The organism is Jannaschia donghaensis (assembly GCF_001403795.1).
Lineage (GTDB): Bacteria > Pseudomonadota > Alphaproteobacteria > Rhodobacterales > Rhodobacteraceae > Jannaschia > Jannaschia donghaensis.
Map to the genome: position 1 here is coordinate 662,496 of NZ_CXSU01000011.1, position 24,694 is coordinate 687,189.

A 24,694-nucleotide genomic window follows, 5' to 3' on the forward strand; every position below is an offset into this window, starting at 1 on the left:
CTAGACCGGTGTGAATTCTTCGCGGTGGTAGCCCTGCAGGTACAGCAGAGCCGTTAGATCGCCGTGGTTCACGCGCAGATCGGCCTGCGCCTGCACCGCAGGCTTCGCGTGCAAAGCCACGCCCATTCCCGCGCGCGTCAACATGCCAAGGTCGTTCGCCCCGTCGCCTACGGCGATCACGTCCGCAGCCGCGATGCCCATCTCAGCGGAGAAGTCCTTCAATGCGTCGACCTTGGCCTGCTTGCCCAGGATCGGGTCGCCGGGTTTTCCCGTCAGCTTGCCATCCTTGACCAATAGCGTGTTCGCCCGGTTCCAATCGAAACCCAGCCGGTCTGCGATCGCCGAGGTGAAGGCCGTGAACCCGCCGGATACAAGCGCGGCGCGCGCCCCGTTCGCCTTCATCGTGGTCAGCAGGACAGGCCCGCCGGGCATGAGAGTGATCCGTTCGGCCAACACCTGGGCGATGACGTCGGCGTCCAGCCCGGCCAGCAGGCCGACCCGTTCCTTCAAGGCGCCCTCGAAATCGATTTCCCCGTTCATCGCGCGCGCTGTGATTGCGGCGACGCGGGTGCCGACCCCGGCCGCATCGGCCAATTCATCGATGCATTCCTGCTCGATCATCGTCGAATCCATGTCCGCGATCAGCAGCCGTTTGCGGCGCCCCTGCGCTGGCACGACATTCAGGTCTATACCCATCGCATCCATCTCGGCGCGCGTCGCGTTCAGCGTGTCGGGCAGGACGGCCAGGTCGAATTCCGCCGCGACGGCCCGGTCCAGCCAACGCGCGTCGCCCCCGCCCCAGCCATTGCGCAACGCTTCCACCAGCGGCAGTTCGATGATCGGGGCGGTGGACGATGCGGACAACACGGCGGTGAACATCTGGTTTCCTTTCGGCAACGTCGCCGCGCCGGGCGCGACACTTTCACGCCGATTAGCTCCATTATGCGCCTTGCGCGACCCCAAGCCGCCGAATAGCCACTGCGTCGGGACACCCATCCCCAACGATGGGCATTTATCTGCAAGGATAGTCATGACCGACTTGACCAAACCGGCTGCGCGGCCGGACAATCCGCGTTTTTCGTCCGGCCCCTGCGCCAAGCATCCGGGCTTCTCCCTGACAGATTTGTCCGACGCGCCGCTGGGCCGATCCCACCGGGCCGCCCCGGGCAAGGCCAAGCTCAAGGCCGCGATCGACCGCACGCGCGCCGTTTTGGGCGTGCCCGACGACTACCGCATCGGCATCGTGCCCGCCTCCGACACCGGTGCCTATGAAATGGCGATGTGGACGATGCTGGGTGCACGCGCCGTCACGATGCTGGCTTGGGAATCCTTTGGGGCCGGCTGGGTCACCGATGTGGTCAAGCAATTGAAATTGGACGCCGACGTGCGCACCGCCGACTACGGCGCACTGCCCGATCTGACCATCGCGCCCGACCGCGACATCTGTTTCACCTGGAACGGCACAACCTCGGGCGTGCGTGTGCCGAATGCCGACTGGATTTCCGACGATCGCACCGGCCTGACGCTCTGCGACGCGACCTCCGCCGCGTTCGCGATGGATTTGCCGTGGCCAAAGCTCGATGTGACGACATTCAGCTGGCAGAAGGTGCTGGGCGGGGAAGGCGCGCACGGCGTCCTTATCCTGTCGCCCCGCGCGGTCGAACGGCTCGAATCCTACACGCCGGCCTGGCCTCTGCCCAAGATTTTTCGCCTGACCAAGGGCGGGAAACTTATCGATGGGATATTCAAGGGCGAGACGATCAACACACCATCGATGATGGCGGTCGAGGATTACCTCGTGGCCCTGGACTGGGCCGAAGGTTTGGGCTTGTCCGGCCTTGTGGCCCGCGCCGACGAAAGCGCGCGCCATGTCTGGGACTTCGTTGAGACCCGCGACTGGATCGCGAATCTGGCCGACGACCCCGCGACACGGTCGACCACGTCCGTCTGCCTGAAGTTCACCGATGCGGATTTGCCCGACGATTTCGCCAAGCGTGTCGCAAAACGTCTGGATGCGGAAGGCGTGGCTTTAGACATTGCTAGCTACCGGGACGCGCCGGCGGGCCTGCGCATCTGGTGTGGCTCCACGGTGGAGCCGTCGGACGTCGCAGCACTGCTGCCCTGGATCGAATGGGCGTACCACGCCGAACGCGCCGCCGCCTGACCCCACAGATATCGCTCGGCGGGGTTGCTCCGCCGTCCCAGACCATTTTTCACGAAGGAGCCTGAGCATGGCCCCCAAAGTCCTGATTTCCGACAAACTCTCCGACGCCGCCGTCCAGATCTTCCGTGATCGCGGCATCGACGTCACGTTCGAACCCGCCCTGGGCAAAGACAAGGACGCCCTGCTGGCCCGTATCGGCGAGTTCGACGGCCTCGCCATCCGGTCCGCGACGAAAGTCACCGAAAAGCTGTTGGAAGCGGCCCCCAATCTCAAGGTTATCGGTCGCGCCGGCATCGGCACCGACAATGTCGACAAGGATGCCGCGTCGAAGAAGGGCGTGATCGTGATGAACACGCCCTACGGCAACATGATCACGACGGCCGAACACGCCATCGCGATGATGTTCGCCGTGGCCCGCCAGATTCCTGAGGCGAACGCCTCCACCCATGAAGGAAAATGGGAGAAATCCCGTTTTATGGGCGTCGAACTTTCGGGCAAGACGCTTGGCGTGATCGGGGCCGGCAATATCGGCGGCATCGTCTGCGACCGTGCGCGGGGCCTCAAGATGAAGGTCGTCGCCTATGACCCCTTCCTGTCGGAAGAGCGGGCGATCAAACTGGGCATCGAGAAGGTAGAGTTGGACGACCTGCTGGCGCGCGCCGATTTCATCACCCTGCACGTCCCCTTTACCGATCAGACCAAGAATATCCTGTCGCGCGACAACATCGCCAAGACGAAGACAGGCGTCCGAATCGTGAACTGCGCCCGCGGGGGGCTGGTCGATGAAGACGCGTTGGCCGATGCGCTGAAATCCGGTCACGTCGCTGGCGCAGCCTTTGACGTTTTCGCGGTGGAGCCGGCGACGGAAAGCCCGCTGTTCAACCTGCCAAATGTCGTCGTAACGCCTCACCTTGGGGCCGCCACGACGGAAGCGCAGGAAAACGTCGCCCTGCAGGTCGCCGAACAGATGTCGGATTACCTGCTGACCGGGGCTGTGACCAACGCGCTCAACATGCCGTCTGTCACGGCGGAGGAGGCCAAGGTGATGGGCCCCTGGATCAAGGTCGCCGAACATCTGGGGGCCTTCGTCGGCCAGATGACCGACGAGCCGATCAAGACGATCGAGATCATCTACAACGGCTCCGTCGCGTCCATGAACCTCGAGGCGCTCAACTGTTCTGCCATCGCCGGCGTGATGAAGGCGACGAACCCGGACGTGAACATGGTGTCGGCCCCGGTCGTGGCGCGCGAACGCGGGGTGGAAATCTCGACCACCCAGCAGGACAAGACGGGTGCCTTCGACGGCTACATCAAGCTGGTCGTAAAGACCGCAAAACGTGAACGTTCCGTCGCGGGCACGGTCTTCACCGACGGCAAACCGCGGTTCATCCAGATCAAGGGCATCAACATCGACGCCGAGGTGGGTGCGCATATGCTCTACACCACCAACGAGGACGTACCGGGCATCATCGGAACGCTGGGAAACACGATGGGCGAGAACGGCGTGAACATCGCCAACTTCACCTTGGGCCGGTCCGACCGGGGCAAGGATGCCATCGCGCTGCTTTATCTCGACGATCAACCCCCTGCGCCCGTTCTCGACAAACTGCGCGCGACGGGGATGTTCCAGAACGTCTCGCCCTTGCGGTTCAACGTCTGAGCGACTGGGGAAGCGCCGCGACGTCGGCCTTCCCCTTTTACGCGTTTGCCCGGTAGCATCCTGCAAAGGGGGTCCGGGGGCCGGCCCCGGTTTCATCCGCCCCCGCAAACGGGGTCATCCATGTCCGACATCGTCATCCTTTCCGGTACGCGCACAGCCATCGGCACCTTCGGCGGACGTCTCGCGTCAATTCCGCCGATCGATCTTGCGGCGACGGTCGCGACGGCGGCGATCGAGCGGGCCGGCATCGACCCCGCGCAGATCGGCCACACAGTCTTCGGCAATGTGATCAATACGGAACCCCGCGATATGTACCTGTCGCGCGTCGCCGCGATAGATGCGGGGGTGCCGGAAACGGTGCCGGCGATGAACGTCAATCGGCTTTGCGGCTCGGGCGTTCAGGCAATCGTGTCAGGCACGCAGGCGCTGGCGCTGGGCGACGCGGATTTCGCATTGGTCGGCGGTGCCGAGAACATGTCGCGGTCCCCCTATATCCTGCCCGATGCGCGCTGGGGCTCGAAGATGGGCGATGCGCGCGGCCTCGACATGATGCTGGGCGCGCTCAACTGCCCCTTCGGGACCGGCCATATGGGCGTCACGGCCGAGAATGTCGCGGCCGAGCATGGGATCACCCGCGCGGATCAGGATGCCTTTGCCCTGTCGTCGCAGGAACGGGCGGCGGCAGCCATCGCCGACGGACGCTTCGCCGCGCAGATCACGCCGATCATGGTTCGGCAGAAACGCGATATGGTCGAATTCGCCACCGACGAGCATCCCAAGGCCACCACGGCCGAGGCGCTGGCCGGGTTGCGCACCGTGTTCCAGAAGGACGGTACTGTCACCGCCGGCAATGCGTCGGGCATCAATGACGGGGCGGCGGCGCTGGTTCTTGCCCGCGCCGATGCCGCCGAAAAGGCCGGCCTGACGCCCCGCGCGCGGATCCTGGGCTATGCCCATGCGGGCGTGCGGCCCGAGGTCATGGGGATCGGCCCCGTTCCAGCTGTGCGTGCCTTGTTGAAGCGGACGGGGCTGTCCATCGACGATTTCGACGTGACCGAATCGAACGAGGCCTTCGCGTCACAGGCCCTTGCTGTCACGCAGGACCTGGGCCTCGACCCCGCGCGGGTGAACCCGAACGGCGGGGCCATCGCGCTGGGTCACCCGGTGGGTGCCACAGGTGCGATCATCACGGTCAAAGCCCTTTACGAGCTGGAGCGGACGGGCGGAAAACGCGCCTTGATCACCATGTGCATCGGCGGTGGCCAAGGCATCGCCCTGGCGATCGAGCGGATCTGACCGCTCAATACCCCAGGGCGCATCCGTCCTTTCGCGGGTCGGATGCGCCTTCGAGGTAGCCGCTTTCGTCGATGCGGATCGCCTGTGCGCCGCCGATGGCAGTGTCCGGTGTTCGTACGTCGTGGCCCATGGCATAAAGCTCCGCGCGCACGGTATCGGAATAGCCGCGCTCGACGTTCAGGACGCTGCCGTCGGCAAAACTGCGCGGCGCGTCGATGGCGGTTTGCGCATCCATCCCGAAATCGACCATGTTCGACAGAAACCGCGAGTGACCGTTTGGTTGATAGGCACCGCCCATGACGCCGAAGGGCATCGTCACGCGTCCATCCTTGCGCAGCATTCCGGGGATGATCGTGTGCATCGGGCGTTTACCCGGCCCCATTTCGTTCGGGTGCCACCGGTCCAGGGTAAATCCGGCCCCGCGGTTTTGCATCAGGATGCCGAATTTGTCGGATGCCATGCCGGACCCGAAACTGTGGAAAATCGAATAAATCAGCGAGACGGCCATACGGTCGCGGTCGACGACGGTGATATAGATCGTGTCCTTGTGGATCGCTTCGGTCAGGGGGGCGGCTGCGGCCATGGCGCGCTTGGGATTGATCAGGGCGGCCAGCCGCCGCGCTGTTTCCATGTCGAGCATATGGGCCAGGCGCGCGGTGTGGTCGGGGTCGGCCAGCAATCGGTTGCGTGCATCATAGGCCAGCTTCGCGGCCTCTGCTTCGATATGCGCGCGCTTCGCGCCCATGGGGTCCAGTCCGGCGATATCGAACTGGGCCAAAATGTTGTTCATCAGGATGGCCGTCGCGCCCTGACCGTTGGGCGGATGCTCGACCAGTTCGACGCCCTTGTAGAGGCCGCTGATCGGATCGGTCCAATCGCTGGCGGTGAACGCAAAGTCCTCTTGCGTGTGAACTCCGCCGGCGGCGCGCAGCGTGGCAACCATGTCAGCGGCGACTTCGCCTTCATAGAACCCGGCGCGCCCGTCCTTTGCGATGCGGCGCAGTACCTCTGCCTGACCTGGCAGAGCCAGCCTGTGACCAACCTGCGGTGGCTTTCCATCGACCAGATACAGATCGCGCGCCGACCCCTGCAGCGTGTCCGCCGCCAGCGCCCAGTCCGATGCGACACGGGGGGCCACCGGTACGCCATCGTCGAAATAGGCGATTACGGGGGCGAGCGTATCCGCGATCCCTAATTTTCCGTGGGCGTCGGACAACGTGCAGAACGTATCGACGGCACCGGGAACGGTGACGGCGTGGGGCGAGGTCTCGGGGACGGTTTTCAGGCCCTGCGCCCGCAGTTTCTGCGCCGACGCCCCGGCCGGGGCGCGACCCGACCCATTCAGCGCCAAGACATCCTCCGATCCGGCGGGTTTGAGCAAGACGAAGGCGTCGCCGCCAAGGCCGGTCATCTGCGGTTCGCATAGACCAAGGACCACCGCGCCTGCGATCGCCGCATCGACGGCGTTTCCGCCGCGTGCAAGCGTGTCGATCGCGATCTTTGCGCCTAGTGGATGCGACGTCGCGCACATGCCGTTCGTGGACAGGACCGGGGACCGGCCGGGAAAGTGAAAGTCGCGCATTGATGTCCTCGGGCTTGGGTCGTGGCGGTCAGCCTAGGCCCCGATGGTTGTCGCGACAACGCGATTCGAATTGCCTGGACCGCCATGTGAACGGGATTTCAACGGGATGAAGGGTTCCGAAGGTGACGCGTCGAAGGTGAGGACAGGCGCAATCGCGTTTGAAAGTCTTCGAATTCGCTCAACGGAGAGAGCGCGCGCGGCGGCAAAACGAGTGCTGACACAGGCGACCAAGGACTAACTTCCCCATTGGAATGACATCGGATCGGTACAGGCACGATGGCCATCCTACCGGTCTTGCACGCTGTTGCACTGCAGTCGGCTGAATCGCTGATGTGTCAGGCGGTGGCGAGTGAAAAGCTGAGACGGTTCATCCCGCCGTCGCGTTCGTAAACCATATCGTCGACCAGCGTGTGAATGATGAACCAGCCGAAACCGCCTTCCGGCAGATCGTCGACCGTCTGCCCCATGTCCGGCAAGTTCGCCGCGCCAAGCAAGCCGGTGGGAAGCGCGCGGCCGCCATCTTCGGTCAGGATGTGCAGTCGGCCCCTGTCTGAGCTGACCACCAGCAGGATTTCCCCGTCGTGTTCAGGGACAGCATGTTCGGCGATGTTGTTGAGAATTTCGGCAAGGACCAGGCGGACGGTATCGCGCAATCCGTCGTCCAGGCCGTGTGTGGCGAATACGCCGTGCAGGGTGCTGAGTTGTTCGCTTATTTCGTCCGGACACGCCGGGAAGGACGTGTGGACGATGCCGCCCGGGTCGTCCGCCTGGGGATCCGGGTATATCATGCCGCGTCTTGTCCTGCCCGGTCATCCGCGTCGGTCGGGGGATGGACGATGAACACACTGTCCATCCGCGTAAGCGCCAGCACTTTTCGGACCGCCCCGCCACAGTTGAGAAGCTCCAACTTACGGCCGCCGTCGAGCATTTTCATGATCGCGACGAGGGTGCCCAGACCGCTGCTGTCGAGGAATTCGACTTGGTGGAGATCGAGCAGGACACGACCGGATTCGTCTTGCACCAATTGCCGGGCGCGTTCCTTGAATGCCATGGCCGAAGCCGCGTCTATGCGGGAGGCATCGACGGTGAGCACGACGGTTCCGTCATTCGGGTGGTGCGATGTGATCATGCGGCGTCCCTTGTCGTTTGGCAGGTTGCGATCCTTGCCGACCCGGTTGGCTGGCGTCCGGCTGTCCCGAATGGCAGGTTAGCGCTCTAGGTGTTACCGAACCGTAAATCTCAGCCCGTTGGAGAAATGCCATGCAGACAGTCGTGATCGCCGGAGCCAGGCGCACCCCCATGGGAGGGTTTCAGGGCGCGTTGTCGGCGGCCACCGCGGCGCAGCTTGGGGGGGCCGCGATGGCGGCTGCCGTGGCGGATGCGGGCATTGCGTTGGACCGCGTGGACGAGGTGTTGATGGGTTGCGTTCTGCCAGCGGGGCAGGGACAGGCCCCCGCGCGTCAGGCGGGGTTCGCGGCCGGATTGCCCAAGGAGGTGCCGGCAACGACCCTCAACAAGATGTGCGGATCGGGGATGAAAGCGGCGATGATGGCGCACGATCAGATCGCGCTGGGCCATGCGGACGTGATGATCGCGGGCGGCATGGAATCGATGACCAACGCCCCCTATCTGATCCCGTCGATGCGCGGCGGCGCGCGGCTGGGGCATGGGCAGGCAATCGACCATATGTTCCTGGACGGGCTTGAAGATGCTTATGAAAAGGGCCGCCTGATGGGGACTTTCGCGGAAGACTGCGCCGAGGCCTATAAATTCACGCGCGAGGCGCAGGACGAATATGCCCTGCGATCGCTCAGCCGGGCGCAGGCGGCGATTTCGTCGGGCGGGTTCGACCGGGAAGTGGCCCCTTATCGTCTTGTGACCCGCAAGGGCGAGATAACCGTCGCCCAGGACGAGCAGCCGGGGACGGCGCGGCCGGACAAGATACCGACGCTGAAGCCCGCGTTTCGGGAGGGGGGCACGGTGACGGCGGCGAATTCGTCCTCGATCTCGGACGGGGCGGCGGCGCTGGTGCTGGCATCGCAAGCGGTTGCGGACACGGAAGGCCTTCCGGTTCGCGCACGGATCGTGGGCCATGCGTCCCACGCGCAGGAGCCGGGCTTGTTCACAACTGCCCCGGTGCCGGCGGCGCGCAAGTTGTTGAAACGACTGAATTGGTCGGTGGGCGACGTGGATCTGTGGGAGGTGAACGAAGCCTTCGCCGTGGTGCCCATGGCGTTCATGCACGAACTGTCGCTAAGCCCTGATATCGTTAACGTAAATGGCGGGGCCTGCGCGTTGGGACATCCCATCGGGGCATCGGGTGCGCGGATCATGGTGACCCTGCTCGGCGCGATGGAAGCGCGCGATGTGAAGCGCGGGATCGCCGCGATTTGCATCGGCGGGGGGGAGGGCACGGCCATCGCGCTGGAGCGGGATTGAAAGGCGAAATCCATGGGTGATCTACGGGTGATCTACGTCGGATATACGTCCGACACGATTTGGGATGGACAGGCGCGATGATCGACTATCCGACCCTGCACAAAACGATTCAAAGCCTGACAGAGGGCGAGAACGATCCCGTCGCCCTGATGGCGACGGTCACTTGCGAAGTGCATCACGCCGACGACCGTTTCGACTGGACGGGTTTCTACCGCGTGACGGCACCGGGACTGCTCAAGATCGGGCCGTATCAGGGTTGGCACGGATGCCTGTCGATCCCGTTCGACCGGGGCGTCTGCGGCGCGGCGGCGACGACCGGAAAGGTGCAGCTGGTGCCGGATGTCGATGCCTTTCCCGGTCACATCGCCTGTGCATCCTCGACCCGGTCGGAGATCGTGTTGCCGGTGTTCGGACCGGACGGTGCGCTGATTGCGGTCTTCGACATCGATAGCGACCGACCGGGGGCGTTCACGTCGGAAGATGCGCGCGAATTGGCGGCGATGCTGCACGCGGTGTTCGCCCTTTGAGAAACCTTCGGGAGCTGATGGAAACCCATGCGCGCCCGGGCCGCGTCGACTGGATCGGTGTGCGCCCGGCGCGACGTGCCCCGATGACGCGGCTGGACCGGGTCGCGGTGACGGAGGCGGGGTTGGCGGGCGACCATGGCCGTGCCGGCAAGCGGGCTGTCACGCTGATCCAGGCCGAACATCTACCGGCGATTGCCGCATTGTGCGACGGCGCGGTCACGCCGCAGGCGCTTCGACGGAACATTCTGGTGTCCGGCATCAACCTGGCGGCGTTGCGCGGGCGGGACGTGTCGATCGGGTCGGTCATCGTGCACATCACCGGCCCTTGCGCGCCTTGCAGCCGGATGGAGGAGACGCTGGGGCCGGGCGGATATTCGGCGGTCCGTCATCACGGGGGCTGGTGCGCGCAGGTGATCCGGGGCGGAGAGATCCTGCTGGGAGATTCGGCGGCGATTTCGACTTAATCCGGAGTGTTATCGCATATCCAGAGGCGTTATGCCTTCTGCGAGGGGATGTTTTTCGTCTGTATCGCAGGCAGGAGGCATCCACCGGGCAACTGCAAACGTCCGACACCTTGGAGATGCGACACCGATGATCCGACAGGCAACCCCTGGCGACCGGGAGGCGATCAGTGCCCTGCACCTCGCCTCTTGGCAGGACAGCTACGGCGCGGAGTTGACCGCGGCCTACATGACCGATGAGCTTCCTGCCGCCATGCGCAAGAAATGGGCCGCGCGCACCTTCCGCGCGCCAGAATTGATCATCGTGGCCGAGACGGACGGCGTGTTGCAGGGGTTCGTCTGCGCCATCGCGCACGAGCCGATGCCCCTGATCGACAACCTGCACATCCGCCCGGACCTGCGGGGGCAGGGTCTGGGCACCAAGCTGCTGCGCGTGGTTCGCGATGCGCTGTGGGTCGAAGGGCATGACCGGGCCTATCTGACGGTGCTGGAGTCGAACCCCGATGCGCTGGCCTTCTATCTGGCCAACGGCGGCCACGACGAGGGGGCGGTCGACGACATGCTGGTGGGGCGCCCGGTGCGCGCACGGCGTATCGGCTTCGACCTTCAAACCCGGCGCGCGATGGGGTAGTCGGGCGCAAACATTGCTGAGGCGCATCCCATGAAATTCACCCTCTCCTGGCTGAAACATCACCTCGACACCGAGGCCCCGGTCGATGAGATCGCCGAGACGCTGACCGACCTGGGCCTGGAGGTCGAAGGAATCGAGAATCCGGCCGCGCGGCTGGCCGATTTCACGCTGGGCTATGTCAAATCGGCCGAGAAGCACCCCGATGCCGATCGCCTTCGCGTTTGCCAGGTGGAGACCGACGAGGGCGTGCAGCAGATCATTTGCGGCGCGCCGAACGCGCGGGCCGGCATCACGGTCGTGATCGCCAAGCCCGGCGTGTACGTGCCCGGTATCGACACCACGATCGGGGTCGGCAAGATCCGCGGGATCGAGAGTTTCGGGATGATGGCTTCCGAAAAAGAGCTGGAGCTGTCGGACGAGCACGACGGGATCATCGAACTGGCCGAAGGCGTGGTCGGCCAGCGGTTCAGTGACTGGCTGGCCGAACATGAGCCGGCCAAGGTCGACCCGGTGATCGAGATCGCGATCACGCCGAACCGTCCCGACGCGCTGGGCGTGCGGGGTGTCGCGCGCGATCTGGCGGCGCGGGGCCTGGGCGTGTTACGCGACCTGCCCGATGCCGAAGTCACCGGCGGGTTCGACAGCCCCGTCTCGGTGCGGATCGACGCGGATACGACCGACGGCTGCCCGGTGTTCGCGATGCGGATGATTCGGGGCGTCAAAAACGGGCCGAGCCCCGCGTGGTTGCAGGATCAGCTGCGCGCGATCGGGTTGCGCCCCATCAGCTTTCTTGTGGATGTGACCAATTGGTTCACCTACGATCTGAACCGTCCGCTGCACGTGTTCGACGCCGATAAGGTGACGGGCGATCTGCGCGTGCACCGGGCCCGGGGCGGCGAAGAGATCGTGGCGCTGGACGACAAGACCTATGTCCTGCCGCAAGGTGCGATGGTGATTTCCGACGACACCGGCGTCGAAAGCATCGCGGGCATCATGGGCGGGGCCGCGACCGGCGTGACCGACGATACGGTGAATATCCTGGTGGAATCCGCGTTCTGGGACCACGTGCAGATCGCGCTGGCCGGACGGGCGATGAAGATCAATTCCGACGCGCGCTTCCGGTTCGAGCGTGGGGTGGACCCGGCGTTCACGCCCGAAGGGCTGGACCGGGCGTGCCGGATGATCGTCGACCATGCCGGTGGCGAGGTGTCGAATGTCGTCATCGCCGGTGCGGTGCCGGACACGGCCCGCGCCTACCGACTGGACACCGACCGCTGTGCGTCGCTGGTCGGGATGGACATCCCGGCCGAGACGCAGCGCGCGACCCTGACCGCGCTGGGCTTCGTCATGGACGGCGACATGGCGCAGGTGCCGACCTGGCGGCCCGACGTTCAAGGCGAGGCCGATCTGATGGAGGAAGTCGCGCGGATCGCATCGCTGACCCGGCTGGAAGGGCGCCCGATGGTGCGCGCGCCCGGCATCCTGCGGCCCGTTCTGACGCGGACCCAGCAACGCGAGCGGATGGCCCGGCGCACGGCGGCGGCGCTGGGGTACGACGAATGCGTGACCTATTCGTTCATCGACGGCGCGTCGGCGGCGCTGTTCGGCGGTGGCACCGAAGCGACGCGGCTGGAAAACCCCATTTCGTCGGACATGAGCCACATGCGCCCCGCGCTCCTGCCCGGTCTGCTGCAGGCGGCGGCGCGCAATCAGGCGCGGGGGCAGGGCGATCTGGCGCTGTTCGAGCTTGGAACGGCGTTTCATGGCGGGGAGCCGGGGGAGCAGCATCAGCAGATTTCCGGCCTGCTGACGGGGTACACGGGGCCGAAGTCGGTCCACGGGGATCGCCGCGCGGTCGACGTCTTCGACGCCAAGGCGGATGCGGAGGCGGTGCTGGCCGCGCTGGGTGCGCCCGCGTCGGCGCAGGTGATGCGCGGGGTCGCCGATTGGTGGCATCCGGGCCGGTCGGGCAAGATTTGCCTTGGGCCGAAGAAGGTTCTGGCCGTGTTCGGGGAAATCCACCCGAAGGTTCTGCGTGAAATGGGCGTGAAAGGTCCGGCGGTCGGCTTCACGATCTGGCCGGGTGACGTTCCGGCGGGCCGCGCGCAGGGCACATCGCGCGGGGCGCTGACCCTGTCGGACCTGCAAGCGGTGGAGCGGGACTTCGCCTTCGTGGTGGACGCCGAAACGGAAGTGCAGACATTGGTGAACGCCGCGCAGGGGGCCGACAAGGCGCTGATTTCGGATGTTCGGGTATTCGATGAATTCATCGGCGGTAGTCTGGGTGAAGGCCGCAAGTCGCTGGCCCTGACCGTGCGACTGCAACCGACCGACAAGACGTTGACCGACAAGGACATCGAGGCGGTGTCGGCGAAGATCGTCGAGAAGGTGACGAAAGCGACGGGTGGTGTGCTGCGGGGGTAGGGTGCCCTGAGCGATGAGCCAGCCCGTCGCCGGAGGCGCGTCGTCGTCGGGTTGGGGTCGAAGGGATCGCGTGTTGAGCCGAAACGCCTGTTGGCCTGAAACGGGCCCGTGATTTCGGTTGACCCACCCGCCATCCGAAAGGACCCTTGGGGCATGATTGCCTATGTCACAGTCGGTGCGGATGACATCGCCCGCGCCAAACGCTTCTATTCTGCGGTCCTGCCGGCCCTTGGCTACGGCTTGGAGGAGGGGCCCGCGGGCCTGAGTTACGCGCTGCCCCTGGAACCGGGCCAGGTTCCCCGTCTGCCGGACTTTTACGTCAAGCCAACCTTCGACGGGCGTCCGGCCTCGGGCGGAAATGGTGCGATGGTCGCATTCGAGGCGCGCAACCAACAGCAGGTCCGTGACCTTCATGCGGCCGCCTGTCGTGCTGGCGGGTCCGACGAGGGGCAGCCGGGCTTCCGCGCGTCTTACGGGCCGTCCTTCTATGTCGGCTATCTTCGCGACCCTCAGGGCAACAAGATCGCGCTTTTCTCCAACGATCCGACTGAACCGGGGAGAGATGGATAAAAGCGGGCATCAAACGTCGATTGCGGGATGGAAGAAAACCGGAAGGATCGGCCCAACGCGCGTGATCTGCGATGTTCTAAAATGTCGCAGATTGATCCGTCAGATGATCTCGTCTTCGTCGAACAGCGGGTCGTCGGCCATCTGCGCGGTCACGTCGTCCATCGTCGTTTCGGCGCGGGCGACGTTCGCCACACGGGCAAGGTGGAAGACAGCGTCGCCTTCGTTGACGACGGGCATGACCGCGCGGCCGACGATGATACCGTCGAAGGGGGCCGTGATTTCCTGTTCCTCGCGCCCGAAGGGATCGGAGACGGCGGCGAGGACCGCGCCCGCCTCCACCACGTCGCCGTCGGCGCGGTAGGTGCGCAGCAGGCCGCCCGCCGGCGCGCGCAGCCATTTGGACGAGGTGCAGGTCTGCGGCGCCCCCTTGGCCGCCGCGATGCCGCGCCCGCCGATCATCCCCTTGTAGCGCAAGATGCGCAGGATGCCGGCCACGCCAACGCGCACCGAATATTCGTCGAAGCGCAGCCCCTCGCCCGCCTCGAACAGCAGGATGTCTTTGCCCATGGCCTTGGCCGCGCCGCGCAGGCTGCCGTCGCGCAGGGGCGATTGCAGGATGACCGGCGCGCCGAAGACCTGTGCCAGATCGGCGGTGACCGGATTATCGGGCGAGATACGGATTTGCGGCAGGTTGGTGCGGTGGACCGCCGCCGAATGCAGGTCGATGCCCAGATCGCAGCGCGCCACGATCTCGGTCAGGAACAGATGGGCCAGGCGGGACGCGAGCGATCCGCCCGGCGTGCCCGGAAAGCAGCGGTTGAGGTCGCGCCGGTCCGGCAGATAGCGCGAGTGGTTCATGAAGCCGAAGGCATTCACGATCGGGATGACGATCAGCGTGCCCCGGACAGACCGAAGGTTCGCCGTGCGCAGAAGGCGGCGCACGATCTCGACGCCGATCACCTCGTCCCCGTGGATGCCCGCGCTGACGAAGATGGTGGGGCCGTCGGTCTTGCCGTGGAAAACCTTGACCGACATCGACACAGGCGTGTGATCCGACAGATGGCTGACGGGCAGGTCGACGGTAGCAGAGGTGCCCGCGGGAATGGCCGTCCCGCCGATTTCAAAGGCGGAACGGCGGACCATCAGCCCTTGCCCTTGGTCTTGGTGGCATTCGGCTTGGCGACTTTTTCGAGGTGTTCGATGATCTTGCCTGCAATGTCGATCCCGGTGGCCTTTTCCACGCCTTCAAGGCCGGGTGAGGAATTGACCTCCATCACGACGGCCCCGTGGTTGGCGCGCAGCATGTCGACGCCGCAAACCTCCAACCCCATGGATTTGGCGGAACGGACGGCTGTGGAGCGTTCTTCGGGCGTAAGTTTGATAACCTGCGCACTGCCGCCGCGGTGCAGGTTGGAGCGGAATTCGCCTTCGGCCCCGGTGCGCTTCATCGCGGCCACGACCTTGCCGCCGACCACAAGGGCGCGGATGTCGGTGCCGCCAGCTTCCTTAATGAATTCCTGGATCAGGATGTTGGTGTTGGTGGCGCGGAACGCCTCGATCACGGATTTGGCGGATCGGTCGGTGTCGGCCAGGACGACGCCCAGGCCTTGCGTGCCTTCCAGCAGCTTGATGACGAGGGGAGCGCCGCCGGCGAGCTTAAGGACTTCCTCCGTCTGCTTTGGGTCGTGGGCGAAGGTGGTCACGGGCAGGCCGATACCGTCGCGGGCCAGAAGCTGCATGGAGCGCAGCTTGTCGCGCGACCGCCCGATGGCGACGGATTCGTTGAGGGGGAAAACACCCATCATCTCGAACTGGCGCAGGACGGCGAGACCGTAGAACGTGACGGAGGCGCCGATGCGGGGGATGACGGCGTCGAAGCCTTCGAGTTTCTCGCCGTTGTAGAAGATCTCGGGGCGGCGCGACGCGATGTTCATGTAGCAGCGCAGCGTGTTGATGATGTGCAGCTCGTGGCCGCGCGCCTCGGCGGCTTCCTTGAGGCGTTTGTGAGAGTAGAGGTTCGGATTGCGGGCCATCATCGCGATTTTCATAAGACTGCCTTTCCACGCCGCACGGGCGCGATTGGCCGGGCTTCGCGCCCGGCGATGTTCACGCGACGGGTATGCACCGCGACGTTATGGGCCGAGAGGGCCGTGCGCCCGACGATCATCGCCAGACGCATGTTGCTTCGGTCGGTCAGCGACAGGTCGATGCGCCATTTCCGGCCGGCGATCAGCAGGTTGGTCCGGATGATGACCCGGTCCTGCGGCACGCCCGAGGTATTTTTGATCGACCGGACGTCATGAACCGGGCATTCCGCCTGAATACGGTCCTGGGTCGCTTCGTGGCGGACGCGAAACCGCACCCAGGGCGTGCCGTCGCGGTCGAATTGTTCAATCCGGCTGGCGTGAAGGGCGGATGTGCGTGCGCCGGTGTCGATCTTGGCCTTGAGGTCGGACAGGCCCAGGTCGGGCAGAGAGACGGTTTCCGTCCAGCCGACGATGAGCAGGTTCTTCGGCTGCATTCGGGTGTTCCGATTGTTGAATCGCGCCGACAATGCGCGCGGGACCGGTGAAAGGGAAGGGTGCGTCGCGCGTCAGTCGTAGACGCGCTGGTCGTCGATGACCTTGCCGTCGTTGGGTAATGTGTCGACGCGTTCGACCCGGCCCTTGAGCTTGAGGACTTCGGCGACGGAGGCGGACCAGGCCGCCTCGTCCCCGCCATCGGCCTCCACCGCGACGTGCATCGCATCCATTTCTCCGTCGCGGGTGACGGTAACGCGGGCGGCGCGGATTTCCGGGTGGCGGGCGACCAGATCGGCCACCTGTTCGGGGCGCACGAACATACCCTTGATCTTGGCGGTCTGGTCGGCGCGGCCCATCCAGCCCTTGATGCGCATGTTTGTGCGCCCGCAGGGCGAGGTGCCGGGGAGGAGCGCGCTGAGGTCGCCGGTGGCGAAGCGGATCAGCGGGTAATCGGGGTTGAGGGTGGTGACGACGACTTCGCCCACCTCGCCCGGGGCGACCGGGTCGCCGGTGCCGGGGCGCACGATTTCGAGGATGACGCCTTCGTCGACGATCATGCCTTCCATCGCGTCGCTTTCGTAGGCGATGTTGCCCAGATCGGCGGTGGCGTAGCATTGCAGCGTCGCGATGCCCCGATCGGCGTATTCCGTGCGAAGGGACGGGAACAGGGCCCCGCCGCCGACGGCCGCACGGGTGAAGGCCAGCGTTTCGCCCATGTCATCGGCGCGGTCGAGAATGACCTTCAGATAGTCGGGCGTGCCGGCATAGGCGGTGCAGCCGATGTCGCGGGCGGCGCGGACCTGCAGGTCGGTCTGGCCGGTGCCGGCGGGCAGCACGCGGGCCCCGACGGCGCGCGCGCCACTCTCGAAGATCATGCCGGCGGGGGTGAGGTGATAGCCGAAGCAATTCTGCACCGTATCCGATTTGCCGATGCCGCAAGCGTGCAGGAAGCGGCCCATGCGCCACCAGTCGTGCGTGATGCCGCCGGGTTCATAGATCGGGCCGGGCGACTGGAAGACATGGGCGATGTCGCCGATGGGAACCCCGCCGAAGGGCGGCGTCCTGGCTTGCCATTCCGACAGCTGCGATTTGCGTAGAACGGGAAGTTTGGCCAGATCGGAGAGGTCGTTCAGCCCGGCGTCCGGCAAGCAATTGTCCGCCCCTGTTCGGACGAGGGCGAGCTGGCTGCGCAGCGCCGCCAGCTGTGCCGCAGCACGTTCGTCATCGGACCGGGTTTCCAGGTCGTCGTAATGCGTCATTCAAATCCCCAATGTCGTCTGGCCCCATCGAAATCGGGACCGTGATAGCATGGCACGCCCATCGCCTCGATTTCCGCGATCGCGGCGGCATCGTCGGCCCCCACACCGGGCGCGGGTTCGCGCAGGGCGACGCCTTTGATGCGGCCCGGATTGCGCTGAACGGTATCGCGGTAGACGACGGCGTCCTTTTGCCCCGAGTCGCCCATCAGATAGGCGGGCAGGTTCGGGTTCACCGCAAGCAGCGTGTCGATGGCCGCGCCCTTATGGGTGCCGTGGCTGGCACCCACGCCCTCTTCGGTGAGGCCCAGATCGCGCAGGAACATCGGCCCGCGCGGCACGCCTTCGGCGGCGAACAGATCTTCGAGGAAATCGTGCAGGTTCCATGGCGAGGAGGAGACGTAGAACACCGGATTGCGTCCGCCCGCGACCATCGCCTCCATCAACGCGGTGGCGTCGTCGTGGGCCTGCCGGGTCAGGGCGGAGCCCGTGAATGTGGTCCAGAGGTTGCGCGCCAGCGAATGCGCACCGGTTTGGATCATCGTGTCGTCGATGTCCGAGATGATCATGTGGTTGGCCGACGGGTCGGGGATGCGGGCGTGAAACGGCTCCGGCTCCTGCCCGTCGATCTTCAGGCGGATCGTGGTCCAGCCGGGATCGAAGTCGCCGGGCACCATCAGGCGGATATAGCCTTCGGCATCCGACAGGCCGGTGACGGACCCGTCTTCGGTGGTGACGGTGACGCCCTGAACTTCGTCGGTGACGAAGAGGTTCACCATCTGACGCAGGTTCATCCACTTGGATTGCTCCGCGTCCGGCTGGACCCGGCGCAGATGCGACAGGACGCGCCCGCGCAGCAGGACGCCGTCGGGGGTGGCGTAACCGAGGTATGAATCGAGGACCGGTTTGTCGTCTTCGGAATCCCCGATCCGTTCCAGACCTGATTCGACAAGACGCGCTGCGCGCAGGGCAAGAGGCTTCAGCATGATGATCTCCGGGTTGGGTCGGGGATCAACGGGCGAGGCGGAATCTGGTTGCGTTGGGTCAAAGCGCGGGCTCCCGCAGGGGATAGCTGGCGAGCACGTCGTAGATCGGGCCCTGCGGCGTAAGGACCGAGGACCAGAGCGCGCAGAGGCGCGCGGTTTCGGACGCCAGATCCGGCGGGCCGAGACGTTCGAGCGCGGGGCCGATCCCGTCGCCTGCCGCATCACCGCGGGTAAAGCGGCGCAAGGTGACATGCGGGCGGAAGCGATCGCGGGGCAGGGCGATGCCCGATGTCCTGGCGGCCGAACGGATGGCCGTGTGGAGCGCGGTCAGGCCGGGTGTGGCGTCGAGGTCGAGGGCGAACATCCGGGGCGGCGTGCCGATGGCGGAATAGCTGCGTGGGGCAAGGGCGGCGGCAGGCAGGGGCTTGGCCTCCAACGCCTCGTGCAGGGCGTCCAGCCGATCTTCGGGTTGATCGTCGAGAAAGGCGAGGGTGACATGGAGGTCGTCGGCGTCCACCGGTCGCCCGCCGCGCACAGCCGATTGTGCCCGCATCAGCGGGGTGATCCACGGCTCGGGCAGGGGAAGGGCGACGAAGGTTCTCATGACGGTATCATGTGACCGTACCTTGGGGGGCGGCGGGCGGGGTGAGACGGAGGGTGGTCCATGCGGCCACCGGACAACGGGTCGTGGTGCCGTTCAAGACAGCCACCGCTTGCGTCGGCGATAGCTGCGCGTGTCTCGGAAGCTCTTGCGGCCCTCATCGCTCATCCCGAGGTAGAATTCCTTCACATCCGGATTTTCGCGCAGTTCGGCGGCGGGGCCATCCATGACGATGCGCCCCGACTCGAGGATATAGCCGTAGTGCGCGAAACGCAGGGCGACGTTGGTGTTTTGCTCGGCCAGCAAAAAGGTCACGCCCTGCTCCTCGTTCAGGCGTTTGACGATGCCGAAGATCTGTTCGACCAGTTGCGGGGCCAGGCCCATCGAAGGCTCGTCCAGCAGGATCATCTCGGGGCGGGCCATCATCGCGCGACCGATGGCGCACATCTGCTGTTCCCCGCCCGAGGTATAGCCGGCCTGCGACGTGCGGCGTTCGCGCAGGCGGGGGAAGTACTCGTAGACCATTTCCAGGTCGTCCTTGATGGCGCGATTGCCTTCCTTGCGGGTGTAGGCGCCCGTCAGAAGGTTTTCCTCGACCGTCAGGTGTTCGAAACAATGCCGCCCCTCCATCACCTGAATGACGCCGCGTGCCACCAGATCGGCGGGCGTCAGATCCTGGATGCGGTCACCCTGATAGGTGATCGACCCTTTGGTGACATCGCCCCGTTCGGAGCGCAGCAGGTTCGAGATGGCCTTGAGCGTCGTCGTCTTGCCCGCGCCGTTGCCGCCCAGCAATGCGGTGATCCCGCCCTTGGGCACCGACAGGCTGACGCCCTTGAGGACGAGGATGACGTGATTGTAGATCACCTCGATGTTGTTCACCTCCAGCAGGGTGTCCTGCGCGGCGGCGGTCGTGGTCTCGGGCTTGGTGTCGAGCATGGCGCGTCTCCCTCGGCTTGACGGTGACGCGACGGGCGGCACGGCAAAGGCGATGGTGCCCCGGCCCGCATGACGCGGACCGGGGTGTTTCAGATCACTCGGCGCAGGCCGGTGTGATGTTGTTTTCGGCGGCGTAGGCCAGGCTGTCTTCCTGAACCAGCGGCTCGATGATCGAGGCGTCGGGGGTGATGAACCCGGTCAGCGGCTCGAACGCGCCGGCCGACGCGTTCCACCGTTGCACCAGGCCTTCGCCCGATCCGCCGTGGTTCTGGCAGGAAACGGCGAAGACCGGGCCGATGTTCGGGGCCCCCAGCTCCTTCATGCGGGTTTCGGTCATCTCCAGCGCGGCCATCCCGTCACGCATCTGCGCGGGGGTGATGTCGGTCACGCCGTGAATTTCCTGTGCCTTGGCAATCGCCTCGGCCGCCAGCATCGCCGCGTACATGCCGCGGGTGTAGAGCACTTTGCCCACGTTGGAGCCGTCGCCCGCGCCCATGCCCGGTTCGATCACCTGTGCCCGGATTTCCTCGAACACCGGATAATCGGGGTTGATGGTGTTCATGTTGAGCGACAGATAGCCGTCGGCCGCATCGCCCGCGGGCGTCACGTCATGTTCGGCCCCGGCCCACCAGTTGCCGATGAACTGATCCATCGGATAGCGGACGTTGGCGGCTTCCTGGATGGCGACCTGGTTCATCACGCCCCAGCCCCACATCAGGACATAATCGGGCCGTTCCCGGCGGATCTGCAGCCACTGGGATTTCTGCTCCTGACCGGGATGGTCCACGGCGATCTCGGTCAATTCGAACCCATGCTTTTCGCCCAGGGCGTTCAGCGTGCGGATCGGCTCCTTGCCGTAGGCGGAGTTGTGATAGACCAGCGCGATGGTCTTGCCGTCGAGCGAACCGTCGTTCTGCTCCAGCAGGTAGTTCACGGCGACCGATGCCGCATCCCAGTAGTTGGCCGGGTAGTTGAAGACGTTGTTGAAGACTTCGCCGTTCACCGCCGACGTGCGGCCGTAACCCATCGTGTGGATCGGAATGCCGTCGGCCTCGGCCTTGGGGATCAGCTGATAGGTGATGCCGGTCGACAGCGGCTGATAGACGAGCGCGCCTTCACCCTTGGTCGATTCGTAGCATTCGACGCCTTTTTCGGTGTTGTAGCCCGTCTCGCATTCGATGACGCGGATCGGCTCACCGCCGATGCCGCCATCGCGTTCGTTCAGAAGGGTGAAATAATCCTGATACCCGTCGGAGAACGGGATGCCGCCGGCGGCATAGGGGCCGGTGCGGTAGCTGAGGTCGGGAATGACCAGTTCGGCCATGGCCGGGGCGGCCGCGCACAGGGCAGCGACCGTGAGGGTTCCGAGTTTCTTCATGCGTATATCCTCCCTGGATATGTTGCGCCGGTTGTCCGGCTTTGTCCGCGCCCGCCTCCTCCGACGGGCGCGCATCGCTGACCGTTCCCTAATGCGGGAAGGGCCACAATCTGAGTTTTTCCTTCGTCAGGCGCCACAATTGCGCCAGGCCGTGCGGCTCCACGATAAGAAAGAAGATGATCAATCCGCCGACGATCACAAGGTTCAGGTGCGCCACGATGTCCGTGGGCATGCCAAGCATATCGACGCCCACCACCTTGAGCACGACCGGCAGCAGCACAAGGAACGCGGCCCCCGCGAAGGACCCGAAGATCGACCCCAAACCGCCAATGATCACCATGAAGAGGACGAGGAACGATTTCTGAATGCCGAAGACTTCGCCGACTTCGACCGCGCCCAGATAGACCGTGAAGAAGAGCCCGCCCGCGATGCCGATGAAGAAGGAGCTGACGGCGAAGGCCGACAGTTTGGCGCGCAGTGGGTTCACACCGATGATCTCGGCCGCGATGTCCATGTCGCGGATCGCCATCCATTTGCGCCCCACAGTGCCGCGCGTCAGGTTGCGCGCGACCCAGGCCAAGACGACCACGAAGATCAGGCAGAAGAGGTATTGCGCCCACGCCGCGGTGTTCGGCCCGGTGACAAGGATGCCGAACACGGAGCGTTCGGGCGCGGAAATCTGGCCCGAGGCGGAGTAGTTGTAGAACCACGACACCTTGTTGAAGAGCCAGACGAGGAAGAACTGCGCCGCCAGTGTCGCCACGGCGAGATAGAAGCCCTTGATCCGCAGGCTGGGCAGGCCGAAGGCCGCGCCGACGATGGCGGTGATGACGCCCGAGAGGATCGTGACGGAGAACATGTCCATCCAGGGGAAAGCCGTCATCAGCTTGTAGGAACTGTACGCCCCCACGGCCATGAACCCGCCGGTGCCGAGCGACACCTGCCCGCAATAGCCCACGAGGATGTTCAACCCGAGGGCGGCGATGGCGTAGATAAGGAACGGCACGAGGAGCGACGACGCCCAGTAATCGTTGACCATGAACGGCACGACGACGGCGGCGGCGATCAGGATGACCCAGTAGCCGGTCCGGTCGAACTTGATCGGGAAGGTCTGATTGTCCTTGGCGTAGGAGGTTTTGAAGTCTCCGGCTTCACGGTAGAGCATCAGGCGGCCTCCCTTTCGTCTCTCGTTGCATCAATCGTCAGCCCGGAGCGAAACACCTGTGTTTTACAACTCGGGCAGATTTGATTTGTGATTGCTGGAAGGAATCGATCCTCCCAAGTCACTTTGGCTTCGGCATGCGAATTGCTTCTGATCGCCTCCAGAAGCCAACCCTCCCAGCCACAGGTCTCATCGGGACACACGGCATGAGCAATGATCACACTCGCCGGGGCGTTCGTTTTGGAGCGGGCCACCGCCCGGTCAACGCGAGCAAGGAACGCGGGGTCGTCAAACCCGCTCAATGATCTTCTCCCCGAACAGGCCCTGCGGGCGGAACACCAGGAAAATAAGCGCCAGGACATAGGCGAACCAGTTCTCGGTGGCACCGCCCAGATACGGCGCGCCGATGGCGAACTCGAAGAGCTTCTCGCCCACCCCGATGATGAGACCGCCGATGATGGCACCAGGGATCGACGTGAACCCGCCCAGCATCAGAACCGGCAGCGCCTTGAGCGCGATGAGCGAGAGCGAGAACTGCACGCCCGACTTGGCCCCCCACATGATGCCCGCGACCAGCGCCACGAAGCCCGCGATGGACCAGACCAGCACCCAGATGAAGTTGAGCGAAATGCCCACCGACAGCGCCGCCTGGTGGTCGTCCGCCACGGCGCGCAGCGCACGTCCCTGCTTGGTGTATTGCGAGAACAGGATCAGCCCCAGCACCAGAAGCGCGGCGATGATCGTCGCCACGATGTCGAGGTTGTCGATGAAGAAGCCATAGCCTACCGCGTCGAACGTCGTCGTCTCTAGCCAGTCGTTGATGCCCTGGGGCAGGCCGACGTCCAGCGTCTTGATCTCCGACCCCCACATCAGGTCGGCCACGCCCTCCAGGAAATACGCCAGACCGATGGTCGCCATGAACAGGATGATCGGTTCCTGATTGACCAGATGGCTGAACACGAATTTGTTCACCAGCCAGGCGAAGATCGCCATCACGACGACGGTCAGCAGGATCGCGGCCAAGGCAGGGACGGTCCAGCCGAAGTTATGGATGTCCGTGCCCAGCGTCGCGTTGATGAGGTGGGCGAAGGGAACCTGCCCGTTCTGGATGCCCACCAGCGTCATTGCGGCAAACAGCGCCATGACGCCTTGCGCATAGTTGAAGATGCCGGAGGCCTTGAAGATCAGCACGAAGCCCAAGGCGACCAGCGAATACATCACCCCCGCCATCAGCCCGTTCAGGGCCACTTCCATTCCAAAGAGGAGTTGGTCGGGCATGGGTCAGGACTCCTGATCGGTTTCGGTGACGGTGTAGCTGTCGGCGGTGGCCGTGACCTCGATCCACGGCTCGCGCCAAAGATCGCTTTGCCAGACGCCGGGATGCGCTTCGACGTAGGCCGTGGGGCGGCTGGCGATCAGGCGTGCAAGATCGCCCGCGTCCCCGCCGGAGGCAGTGCAGCTGTTGGTTGTCACGGTAATGTCGAAGGGGGTGGAGGGGGCGGTTGTGTCGCCGGCAAGCACGGCCTCGAACGCGGAGAGGCAATGCTGGACAAAGACGTCCCAGAGCGCATCCCCAGCGAAAGCCGGGGATGCGGAAAGCATCAGTAAGGCAGCGGCTTTTCCGGCGAGCCGATATTGCGATCGAGGGCCGGTTGCGGGTCGCGGTGCGCAGAGGAACCGCCGTCGATCCCCGGATTGGGGCCGGTCGCGGCGGGGCAGGTGCAGGCCGCCAAAAGCTCGTTCGCCTTCTCCGACCGTTTGCCGGCCGGCACCGCTTCCAGTGCAGATTTGGCCGCACGCAGGGCCCAGTCGATGTCGCCGTCCACATAGGGCGGCACGCGCTGGCCGTCCTCGGTCTTGGTTGCTTGGCGGACGTTGCGGCTTTCGTGCGCCGCCTGCTTGAAGGCCCCGAACACGGCCTCCCGCTCGTCTATGAGCAATTCCGACAGGTCGTCGGGGCGAAAGCCCTCCAACCGCTGAATCGTGAAGTCCGGCAGGCCGGTGTCGGCCCCCAGAATCTCGGCAAGGGTTCGTTTCAGCCAGTCGTGGTGATTGGACATATGCAGGTCTCCTTCCATCTGGAAGGGACAACGGGG

The 24,694-nt window shown here is 65.0% G+C and carries 25 protein-coding genes; 9 read left to right on the top strand and 16 right to left on the bottom strand.

Annotated elements, in window-relative coordinates; genetic code table 11:
• Positions 1 to 879 (bottom strand): phosphoserine phosphatase SerB, encoded by an 879-nt coding sequence (gene serB / locus JDO7802_RS07680; protein WP_055084198.1) that lies wholly within the window; start codon positions 877 to 879, stop codon positions 1 to 3.
• A gap of 151 nt (positions 880 to 1,030) precedes the next feature.
• Here serB and JDO7802_RS07685 point away from each other — a divergent pair, with 151 nt between their 5' ends.
• From JDO7802_RS07685 to JDO7802_RS07695, 3 genes are all read left to right on the top strand, one after another.
• A complete protein-coding gene (locus tag JDO7802_RS07685; RefSeq protein WP_055084200.1) occupies positions 1,031 to 2,164 on the top strand; it encodes a phosphoserine transaminase in 1,134 nt (377 codons plus the stop codon).
• 67 nt (positions 2,165 to 2,231) lie between these two features.
• Positions 2,232 to 3,824 carry a phosphoglycerate dehydrogenase gene (gene serA, locus JDO7802_RS07690; protein WP_055084201.1) on the top strand — a complete coding sequence of 531 codons (1,593 nt, stop codon included), beginning with the start codon at positions 2,232 to 2,234 and terminating at the stop codon, positions 3,822 to 3,824.
• Positions 3,825 to 3,944: 120 nt separating this feature from the next.
• Complete coding sequence (locus tag JDO7802_RS07695; RefSeq protein WP_055084203.1) at positions 3,945 to 5,120, top strand: acetyl-CoA C-acyltransferase family protein; 1,176 nt, start codon at positions 3,945 to 3,947, stop codon at positions 5,118 to 5,120.
• A gap of 4 nt (positions 5,121 to 5,124) precedes the next feature.
• Here the strand turns inward: JDO7802_RS07695 and JDO7802_RS07700 are convergent, their stop codons facing one another.
• The 3 genes from JDO7802_RS07700 to JDO7802_RS07710 all read right to left on the bottom strand — a co-directional run bounded on the left by JDO7802_RS07700 (position 5,125) and on the right by JDO7802_RS07710 (position 7,831).
• Positions 5,125 to 6,702, bottom strand: a complete 1,578-nt coding sequence (locus tag JDO7802_RS07700) for a gamma-glutamyltransferase family protein (RefSeq protein WP_055084205.1) — start codon at positions 6,700 to 6,702, stop codon at positions 5,125 to 5,127.
• 335 nt (positions 6,703 to 7,037) lie between these two features.
• Positions 7,038 to 7,490: an ATP-binding protein gene (locus tag JDO7802_RS07705; protein ID WP_055084206.1), complete on the bottom strand. Its 453-nt coding sequence runs from the start codon at positions 7,488 to 7,490 to the stop codon at positions 7,038 to 7,040.
• Positions 7,487 to 7,831, bottom strand: coding sequence for an STAS domain-containing protein (locus JDO7802_RS07710; protein ID WP_055084208.1), 345 nt, complete (start codon positions 7,829 to 7,831; stop codon positions 7,487 to 7,489). Before JDO7802_RS07710 ends, JDO7802_RS07705 begins: the two co-directional genes overlap by 4 nt.
• Positions 7,832 to 7,962: 131 nt before the next feature.
• Between JDO7802_RS07710 and JDO7802_RS07715 the strand changes: the two genes are divergently transcribed.
• The 6 genes from JDO7802_RS07715 (at position 7,963) to JDO7802_RS07740 (ending at position 13,754) form a co-directional block, all read left to right on the top strand.
• The gene (locus tag JDO7802_RS07715) at positions 7,963 to 9,141 is read left to right on the top strand and encodes a thiolase family protein (protein ID WP_055084210.1); all 1,179 of its coding nucleotides are present in this window, start codon (positions 7,963 to 7,965) and stop codon (positions 9,139 to 9,141) included.
• 77 nt (positions 9,142 to 9,218) lie between these two features.
• Positions 9,219 to 9,668, top strand: coding sequence for a GAF domain-containing protein (locus JDO7802_RS07720; protein WP_055084212.1), 450 nt, complete (start codon positions 9,219 to 9,221; stop codon positions 9,666 to 9,668).
• 17 nt (positions 9,669 to 9,685) lie between these two features.
• A complete protein-coding gene (locus JDO7802_RS07725) occupies positions 9,686 to 10,132 on the top strand; it encodes an MOSC domain-containing protein (RefSeq protein WP_055084214.1) in 447 nt (148 codons plus the stop codon).
• A 127-nt stretch (positions 10,133 to 10,259) separates the two neighbouring features.
• On the top strand, positions 10,260 to 10,760 hold the full coding sequence (locus JDO7802_RS07730) for a GNAT family N-acetyltransferase (protein WP_055084216.1): 501 nt from the start codon (positions 10,260 to 10,262) through the stop codon (positions 10,758 to 10,760).
• Between the two features lie 12 nt (positions 10,761 to 10,772).
• Entirely contained in the window at positions 10,773 to 13,184 is a 2,412-nt protein-coding gene (pheT, locus tag JDO7802_RS07735) for a phenylalanine--tRNA ligase subunit beta (RefSeq protein WP_368730339.1), read from the top strand.
• A gap of 153 nt (positions 13,185 to 13,337) precedes the next feature.
• Entirely contained in the window at positions 13,338 to 13,754 is a 417-nt protein-coding gene (locus tag JDO7802_RS07740; RefSeq protein ID WP_055084220.1) for a VOC family protein, read from the top strand.
• 99 nt (positions 13,755 to 13,853) lie between these two features.
• Here the strand turns inward: JDO7802_RS07740 and JDO7802_RS07745 are convergent, their stop codons facing one another.
• From JDO7802_RS07745 to JDO7802_RS07800, 12 genes are all read right to left on the bottom strand, one after another.
• Complete coding sequence (locus JDO7802_RS07745) at positions 13,854 to 14,897, bottom strand: succinylglutamate desuccinylase/aspartoacylase family protein (RefSeq protein WP_055084222.1); 1,044 nt, start codon at positions 14,895 to 14,897, stop codon at positions 13,854 to 13,856.
• Positions 14,897 to 15,802 (bottom strand): 30S ribosomal protein S6--L-glutamate ligase, encoded by a 906-nt coding sequence (rimK, locus tag JDO7802_RS07750; protein WP_055084224.1) that lies wholly within the window; start codon positions 15,800 to 15,802, stop codon positions 14,897 to 14,899. Before rimK ends, JDO7802_RS07745 begins: the two co-directional genes overlap by 1 nt.
• Positions 15,799 to 16,275 carry an ATP-dependent zinc protease family protein gene (locus tag JDO7802_RS07755; protein WP_055084226.1) on the bottom strand — a complete coding sequence of 159 codons (477 nt, stop codon included), beginning with the start codon at positions 16,273 to 16,275 and terminating at the stop codon, positions 15,799 to 15,801. The genes rimK and JDO7802_RS07755 overlap by 4 nt, the downstream gene beginning before the upstream one ends.
• Positions 16,276 to 16,347: 72 nt before the next feature.
• Complete coding sequence (locus JDO7802_RS07760; protein WP_055084228.1) at positions 16,348 to 17,535, bottom strand: phenylacetate--CoA ligase family protein; 1,188 nt, start codon at positions 17,533 to 17,535, stop codon at positions 16,348 to 16,350.
• Positions 17,532 to 18,518 (bottom strand): phosphatase domain-containing protein, encoded by a 987-nt coding sequence (locus JDO7802_RS07765; RefSeq protein ID WP_055084231.1) that lies wholly within the window; start codon positions 18,516 to 18,518, stop codon positions 17,532 to 17,534. The genes JDO7802_RS07760 and JDO7802_RS07765 overlap by 4 nt, the downstream gene beginning before the upstream one ends.
• A gap of 58 nt (positions 18,519 to 18,576) precedes the next feature.
• Positions 18,577 to 19,122, bottom strand: coding sequence for an RNA 2',3'-cyclic phosphodiesterase (gene thpR, locus JDO7802_RS07770; protein WP_055084233.1), 546 nt, complete (start codon positions 19,120 to 19,122; stop codon positions 18,577 to 18,579).
• A 93-nt stretch (positions 19,123 to 19,215) separates the two neighbouring features.
• Positions 19,216 to 20,058 (bottom strand): ABC transporter ATP-binding protein, encoded by an 843-nt coding sequence (locus JDO7802_RS07775; RefSeq protein ID WP_055084235.1) that lies wholly within the window; start codon positions 20,056 to 20,058, stop codon positions 19,216 to 19,218.
• A 94-nt stretch (positions 20,059 to 20,152) separates the two neighbouring features.
• Positions 20,153 to 21,436 carry an ABC transporter substrate-binding protein gene (locus tag JDO7802_RS07780; protein WP_187298113.1) on the bottom strand — a complete coding sequence of 428 codons (1,284 nt, stop codon included), beginning with the start codon at positions 21,434 to 21,436 and terminating at the stop codon, positions 20,153 to 20,155.
• A gap of 88 nt (positions 21,437 to 21,524) precedes the next feature.
• Positions 21,525 to 22,601 carry a branched-chain amino acid ABC transporter permease gene (locus tag JDO7802_RS07785; RefSeq protein WP_055084237.1) on the bottom strand — a complete coding sequence of 359 codons (1,077 nt, stop codon included), beginning with the start codon at positions 22,599 to 22,601 and terminating at the stop codon, positions 21,525 to 21,527.
• Positions 22,602 to 22,886: 285 nt separating this feature from the next.
• Positions 22,887 to 23,876 carry a branched-chain amino acid ABC transporter permease gene (locus tag JDO7802_RS07790; RefSeq protein WP_055084239.1) on the bottom strand — a complete coding sequence of 330 codons (990 nt, stop codon included), beginning with the start codon at positions 23,874 to 23,876 and terminating at the stop codon, positions 22,887 to 22,889.
• A gap of 3 nt (positions 23,877 to 23,879) precedes the next feature.
• Entirely contained in the window at positions 23,880 to 24,200 is a 321-nt protein-coding gene (locus JDO7802_RS07795; RefSeq protein WP_055084241.1) for a hypothetical protein, read from the bottom strand.
• Complete coding sequence (locus JDO7802_RS07800; RefSeq protein ID WP_055084243.1) at positions 24,200 to 24,658, bottom strand: hypothetical protein; 459 nt, start codon at positions 24,656 to 24,658, stop codon at positions 24,200 to 24,202. Before JDO7802_RS07800 ends, JDO7802_RS07795 begins: the two co-directional genes overlap by 1 nt.
• Positions 24,659 to 24,694 lie beyond the last annotated feature (36 nt).

Excerpts from the sequence above, each read along its gene's own strand:
- JDO7802_RS07790 (WP_055084239.1), bottom strand. The coding sequence starts at position 23,876 with ATGCCCGACCAACTCCTCTTTGGAATGGAAGTGGCCCTGAACGGGCTG.
- JDO7802_RS07700 (WP_055084205.1), bottom strand. The coding sequence starts at position 6,702 with ATGCGCGACTTTCACTTTCCCGGCCGGTCCCCGGTCCTGTCCACGAAC.
- JDO7802_RS07760 (WP_055084228.1), bottom strand. The coding sequence starts at position 17,535 with ATGACGCATTACGACGACCTGGAAACCCGGTCCGATGACGAACGTGCT.
- JDO7802_RS07800 (WP_055084243.1), bottom strand. The coding sequence starts at position 24,658 with ATGTCCAATCACCACGACTGGCTGAAACGAACCCTTGCCGAGATTCTG.
- serB (WP_055084198.1), bottom strand. The coding sequence starts at position 879 with ATGTTCACCGCCGTGTTGTCCGCATCGTCCACCGCCCCGATCATCGAA.
- thpR (WP_055084233.1), bottom strand. The coding sequence starts at position 19,122 with ATGAGAACCTTCGTCGCCCTTCCCCTGCCCGAGCCGTGGATCACCCCG.
- JDO7802_RS07755 (WP_055084226.1), bottom strand. The coding sequence starts at position 16,275 with ATGCAGCCGAAGAACCTGCTCATCGTCGGCTGGACGGAAACCGTCTCT.
- JDO7802_RS07725 (WP_055084214.1), top strand. The coding sequence starts at position 9,686 with ATGGAAACCCATGCGCGCCCGGGCCGCGTCGACTGGATCGGTGTGCGC.
- JDO7802_RS07685 (WP_055084200.1), top strand. The coding sequence starts at position 1,031 with ATGACCGACTTGACCAAACCGGCTGCGCGGCCGGACAATCCGCGTTTT.
- JDO7802_RS07730 (WP_055084216.1), top strand. The coding sequence starts at position 10,260 with ATGATCCGACAGGCAACCCCTGGCGACCGGGAGGCGATCAGTGCCCTG.
- JDO7802_RS07745 (WP_055084222.1), bottom strand. The coding sequence starts at position 14,897 with ATGGTCCGCCGTTCCGCCTTTGAAATCGGCGGGACGGCCATTCCCGCG.
- JDO7802_RS07695 (WP_055084203.1), top strand. The coding sequence starts at position 3,945 with ATGTCCGACATCGTCATCCTTTCCGGTACGCGCACAGCCATCGGCACC.
- rimK (WP_055084224.1), bottom strand. The coding sequence starts at position 15,802 with ATGAAAATCGCGATGATGGCCCGCAATCCGAACCTCTACTCTCACAAA.
- JDO7802_RS07710 (WP_055084208.1), bottom strand. The coding sequence starts at position 7,831 with ATGATCACATCGCACCACCCGAATGACGGAACCGTCGTGCTCACCGTC.
- JDO7802_RS07740 (WP_055084220.1), top strand. The coding sequence starts at position 13,338 with ATGATTGCCTATGTCACAGTCGGTGCGGATGACATCGCCCGCGCCAAA.
- JDO7802_RS07765 (WP_055084231.1), bottom strand. The coding sequence starts at position 18,518 with ATGCTGAAGCCTCTTGCCCTGCGCGCAGCGCGTCTTGTCGAATCAGGT.
- serA (WP_055084201.1), top strand. The coding sequence starts at position 2,232 with ATGGCCCCCAAAGTCCTGATTTCCGACAAACTCTCCGACGCCGCCGTC.
- JDO7802_RS07720 (WP_055084212.1), top strand. The coding sequence starts at position 9,219 with ATGATCGACTATCCGACCCTGCACAAAACGATTCAAAGCCTGACAGAG.
- JDO7802_RS07795 (WP_055084241.1), bottom strand. The coding sequence starts at position 24,200 with ATGCTTTCCGCATCCCCGGCTTTCGCTGGGGATGCGCTCTGGGACGTC.
- JDO7802_RS07705 (WP_055084206.1), bottom strand. The coding sequence starts at position 7,490 with ATGATATACCCGGATCCCCAGGCGGACGACCCGGGCGGCATCGTCCAC.
- JDO7802_RS07715 (WP_055084210.1), top strand. The coding sequence starts at position 7,963 with ATGCAGACAGTCGTGATCGCCGGAGCCAGGCGCACCCCCATGGGAGGG.
- JDO7802_RS07780 (WP_187298113.1), bottom strand. The coding sequence starts at position 21,436 with ATGAAGAAACTCGGAACCCTCACGGTCGCTGCCCTGTGCGCGGCCGCC.
- JDO7802_RS07775 (WP_055084235.1), bottom strand. The coding sequence starts at position 20,058 with ATGCTCGACACCAAGCCCGAGACCACGACCGCCGCCGCGCAGGACACC.
- JDO7802_RS07785 (WP_055084237.1), bottom strand. The coding sequence starts at position 22,601 with ATGCTCTACCGTGAAGCCGGAGACTTCAAAACCTCCTACGCCAAGGAC.